At 64.6% G+C, this 5,727-nt stretch carries 1 protein-coding gene; it reads right to left on the reverse strand.

Features of this window, described 5'->3' with window-relative positions; translation table 11 throughout:
* Positions 1-5,727 (reverse strand): non-ribosomal peptide synthetase (locus tag EKH80_RS23515; RefSeq protein ID WP_126687235.1); only part of this gene is annotated, 5,727 nt, incomplete at both ends.

Below are 5,727 nucleotides of genomic sequence, written 5' to 3' on the forward strand. Positions count from 1 at the left end.
CCGTCATCGGGATTGCTGCGAGGGAATGTCCCGGTTTGCAGGCTGTCCAGATTCAGTTCGGTCGCGTCCACGGCCAGGCGCCCGGTCATCGCTTGCTGTGTCAACCAGCGCACCGGACGGGCATCTTCCCGCATGTAGGCAATGCGCTCGGCGGGATAGCTGGCATCCAACGGCAGATAGGCGGCGCCGGCCTTGAGCACGGCGAGCATCGCGATGATCAGTTCGCTCGAACGCGGCAAGGCGATCGCCACGAGATCCTCGGCCCCGATGCCGTCCGCGATCAGATAATGGGCGAGCTGATTGGCACGTCCATTGAGTTCTGCATAGCTCAGCGTGGCATCTTCGCAGACCAGCGCGGTGGCTTCGGGCGTTGCGGCAGCCTGCTGCTCAAACAGCTGCGCCATGCTCGTGCCGGGAACAGCCTGGGCGGTGGCATTCCAGGCGTCCAGTTGCGCCTGTTCCTCTGCGGTCAATGGATCGAGGCATTCCAGGCGCTGGTCCGGATCGCTGGCAACCGCTTCGAGTATCCGCACCAGCCGCTGCAGGATTTGTTGCGCTGTAGCCGGCGCATACAAATCGCAGGCGTACTGCAGGCTGCCGCGCAAAGTTTTTTCGCCTTGTGCATCGCGTCCTTCGACAAAGTCGAAACTCAGGTCGAACTTGGCCGGGCTGTAGCCCGTCGCCTGCGGTACCAGATTCAGGCCGGGCAGTTCCAGCCGTCCACCGGCATTGTTCTGCAGGCTCAGCATCACCTGGAACAGCGGATGCCGGTTGAGCGCACGAGTGGGATTGACGATCTCCACCAGCCGCTCGAACGGCAGATCCTGGTGTGCGTAAGCAGCCAGATCCTGCTCGCGCACGCGTGCCAGCAGCGTGCGAAAACTGGGTCTTCCGGAAAGATCCGTGCGCAGCACCAGTGTGTTGACGAAGAACCCGACCAGCTCATCCAGTGCTTCGTCGGTGCGTCCGGCGATCGCCGTACCGAGCGGAATATCCGTGCCGGCGCCCAGTTTGGACAGTGTCACCGCGACAACGGCATGCAACAGCATGAACAGGCTCGCCTGGGTGTCCTGCACCAGTTCCAGCAGGCACGCGTGCAGCGGCGCATCAAGCTCAAAGCTGACGTGCTCGCCGCGGAAGCTGGAAGCAGCCGGCCGCGGAAAATCGGTCGACAGCTCCAGTTGCTCCGGCAGATTGGCCAGTTGCCGGGTCCAGTACGCGATCTGGGCGGCGATGGCGCTGTCCGGATCGGTTTCGCTGCCCAGCGTCTGGCGCTGCCACAGGGCGTAGTCCGCGTATTGCACCGGCAGGGGCGTCCACTGCGGTGCACAGCCTTGCAGACGGGCGGCGTAAGCCGAGCCAAGGTCGCGGAAGAACGGCGCCCACGACCAGCCATCGCTGGCGATGTGATGCACCAGCAGCAGCAACACGTGCTCGTCCGGCGCCATCTGGAACACCCAGGCGCGCAGGGGCAGCTCCTTCGCCAGGTCGAAGCGGTATGTGGCACAGGCTTTGAGCTGCTCGGCCAATGCATCAGGCGAGGTGACAAGGTGCTCGAAGGCCATCTGCGCCGTGTCCAGCACAATCTGGTACGTGCCGCCTTCATCCTCGCGGAAGAGCGTGCGCAGGCTTTCGTGCCGTGCAACGATGTCGTGCAGCGCGGCACGTAGCGCCGACACGTCGAGCGCTCCTTGCATGCGCACCGCCAGCGGAATGTTGTAGCTGGTATCGGCCTCGGCAAACTGCTGCAGGAACCACAAACGCTGCTGGGCGAAGGAAAGCGGCACACGTTCGGGACGCTGCATCGGGCGCAAAGGCGCGCGCGTTGTGCTGTCAGTCTCGTCAACCGCCAGTTGTCCGGCCAGTTGGGCGACTGTGGGTGTTTCGAACAGGGCGCGAATCGGCAGCTCCGCCTGCAAGGTGGTACGTATGCGGCTGACCAGGCGCGTGGCCAGCAGCGAGTGGCCGCCCAGTTCGAAGAAATTGTCGTCAATGCCAACCTGTTCCAGCCCCAACACTTCGGCGAACAGCACGGCAAGGGCACGCTCCCTCGCGTTGCGTGGCGCACGCACGTCATGCGAGGCAAGGTTTGGCGCGGGCAGGGCGCGCCGGTCCAGCTTGCCGTGCGCGGTCAATGGCAAGGCAGGCAACGCCACGATGGCGGAGGGCACCATGTATTCGGGCAATGCGGCCGCCATGGCCTGGCGCAAGGCCGGCAGGCGCGATTCCGCGGAAACCGCAGTGTCGGCGAAAACCACATAGGCGACGAGTTGCTTGCCACCGATCTGATCCTCGCGCGCGATCGCCACCGCCTGCGCAACACCAGTGTGCCGTAGCAGGCAGGCTTCGATCTCGCCAAGCTCGATGCGGAAACCGCGGATCTTCACCTGCGCATCGGCACGGCCAATGAATTCCAGGCAGCCGTCACTACGCCAGCGCACGAGGTCGCCGCTGCGGTACATGCGGCTGCCGTCGCCAGCGAAGGGGTTGGCGACAAAGCGTTGCGCGCTCAGTTCAGGACGATGCAGGTATCCCCGCGCCAGGCCGGTACCGGCAATGTACAGCTCGCCACTTGCACCGGCGGGCACCGGATGCAAGCGTGCATCCAGTACATAAAGCTGGGTGTTGTCCAGCGGCTTGCCGATCGGCACCGTGTTTTTCACCACCTCCGGAGCGCGCATGCGGTGGTTGGTGGCGAACGTGGTGGTTTCGGTGGGGCCGTAGCCATTGACGACGGTCAGCCCGGCATGTTCGTCCAGCAGCATCTGCACGGCAGCGGGAGCGAGCACATCGCCACCTGCTATCAGCCTGCGTACGCCGGCAAAACAGTCGCGGCATTCTTCAGCCATCAGATGGAACAGGCCTGCGCTCAGCCACAGCGACGTCACCTGCTGTTGCACAATGAGGCGCTGCAACGCCTGGATATCAACCTCGCCCGGCGGAGCGATGACAATGCGTCCACCGCTGAGCAATGGCACCCAGATTTCGTAGGTGGAAGCGTCGAAGGCCTGCGCCGAATGAAGCAGCATGGTTGGCTGCGCGTCGTCGTCTTGCCAGTCGCGATGCGTGGCCAGCTCCAACACATTGCGTTGAGTGACGGCAATACCCTTTGGCGTTCCCGTCGAGCCGGAGGTGTACATCACGTAGGCAAGCTGGTCCGGATGACCGGTGACGATCGGCGCGGTGGTTGGAAGACGGGCGATGGCATCTGCCATGCCATCGATTTCCACCACCTGCGCCCAGTGCGACGGCAGCCGGTCGACCATCGCCGTCTGCGTCACCAGCACCGGAATCATGGTGTCCTGCAGCATGAACGTAAGGCGCTCCGCCGGATAATCCGGATCCAGGGGAACGTACGCGCCGCCTGCTTTCAGGATGCCCAGGACGCCTATCAGCAGTGCTGCCGAGCGCTCGACGCACAGCCCCACCATCGTGTCGGTATTCACGCCCAGCATGCGCAACTGGTTGGCAAGCTGGTTGGCGCGTGCATCCAATTGCGCGTAGCTAAGACATTGCTGCTGATCGACAACGGCGATCGCGTCCGGCGTTGACGCCGCCCGCCTCTCGAAATGCGCGGTCAGGCTGTCATCGGAGCAGGCGCGGTGGGTGGCATTCCATTCAACCAGCACGCGTCGCCGCTCAAGCTCGCCGAGCAGGTCGACATCACCGATCGCCGTGTCGGCATCAGCCACCATGGCGTTCATCAGCCGGGCAAGATGCGCGGCGAATCGCTCGATGCTTTGCCGATCGAACAAGTCCGTGGCGTAGGTGACGGTGAGCAGCAACCCGTCAGCCTTGCCTTCGGCGTCGCGCTTCTCGGCAAACATGAACGTGGCATCGTAGTTGGCAACGTCGGAACTGGGCGGCAGCGGCGACAGCTCCAGGCCCGGCAGATTCAGCGACGCGCCGGCATTGTTGCCAAGCACCAGCGCGACCTGGAACAACGGGTGATGCGAGCTTGAGCGAACCGGATTGATGATCTCCACCAGGCGCTCAAAGGGCAGGTCCTGGTTCGTATAGGCAGCGAGATCTGTTGCCCGGACGCGTTCCAGCAAGCTGCGGAAGCTGGGATTGCCCGAGCAGTCCACGCGCAGCACGATGAGGTTGACGAAGAAGCCCACCAACTGCGTCAGCGCATCATCCGTGCGGCCTGCCAGCGAGGTGCCGATCGAAATGTCGCTATCGCCGCCAAGCCGGGACAGCAAGGCACTCAGCGCGGCATGCAGAACCATGAACAAGGTGGTCTTTGTTTCACGCGCCAGATTCTGCAGCCCCGTATGCACGGAGGCGTCCCATGCAAAACTGGCCATGCCGCCCCGGAAACTGGAGCGCGGCGGACGCGGACGGTCAGCCGGCAAACTTACCTGTTCCGGCAGTCCCGCCAGTTGCCGCTTCCAGTACGCCACCTGGGTCGCAATGACGCTGTCGTCATCGGCTTCGCTGCCCAGGCAGTGACGTTGCCACATCGCATAATCGGCATATTGCACCGGCAAGGGCATCCAGTCCGGCGCCTGTCCTTGCACGCGGGCTGCATAGGCCGAGCCGAGGTCGCGGAAGAACGGCGCCCAGGACCAACCGTCGCTGGCAATGTGGTGAACCAGCAGCGAAAGCACGTGCTCTTGCGGCGCCAGCGCATACAGCCAGCTGCGAATCGGCAGTTCGTGCTGCAGGTCGAACGTATGCGCGGCATTGCGGCGCAGGACGTCGTCAAGTTCGTCGTGCCGCAACGCGATCCGTTCCAGCTCGGGCGCCGCCGTGCCGGCATCCAAGACGACCTGGCAGGCACCGCTTTCATGCTCGGCGAAGATCGTGCGCAGGCTTTCGTGCCGGCGGGTCACGTCATGCAGCGCTGCCTGCATGGCATCGACATCCAGCGTGCCGCGCATGCGCAAGGCCAATGCAATGGTGTAGTGCGTGCTTGGTCCGTCCAACTGATGCAGGAACCATAAACGCTGCTGCGCGAAAGACAGTGGAATGCGCTCCGGACGCGGCATCGGCTGCAGGGCTGTGCGTGCGCGCTTGCCGGTGTCCAGATGGGTCGTCAGCCCCGCCACGGTAGGCGCCTCGAACAGGGCACGGATGGGCAGCTCCACCGCCAGCACCGCGCGGATGCGGCCCACCAAGCGGGTGGCCAGCAACGAGTGGCCGCCCAGGTCGAAGAAGTTGTCGTCGATGCTCACCGCGGGCACCCCCAGCACTTCGGCGAACAGACTGGCCAGGATGTCTTCCTGCGGCGTGCGCGGCAGCCGCTGCAAGGTATGCGCCATCACCGCCGGGGCCGGCAGGGCCTTGTGATCAAGCTTGCCGTTGAGGGTGAGCGGCAGGCCTTCCAGGGCAACCAGGGCGGCGGGAAGCATGTAGTCGGGCAAGTGCTCGCTGAGCGAGCGGCGCAGCGCCAGCGGGTCGAAAGTGACGCCTTGCGCAGGCACCACATAGCCGACCAACTGCTTCTCGCCATCGGTGCCTGCACGGGCGATCACGGCGGCCTGTGCCACGCCAGGCTGACGCATCAGGCAGGCTTCGATTTCTCCCAGTTCGATCCGGAAGCCACGGATCTTGACCTGCTGGTCGGCCCGGCCGATGTAATCGAGCTGGCCATCGGGCAGCCAGCGCACCACGTCGCCGGTGCGGTACAGGCGGCCACCCGGTGCACCGAACGGGTCGGCGACAAAACGCGCCGCACTGAGCGCGGGCCGGTACAGATAGCCGCGTGCCAGGCCGGCACCG

The sequence above is a fragment of the Dyella choica genome, from assembly GCF_003977665.1.
Lineage (GTDB): Bacteria > Pseudomonadota > Gammaproteobacteria > Xanthomonadales > Rhodanobacteraceae > Dyella_B > Dyella_B choica.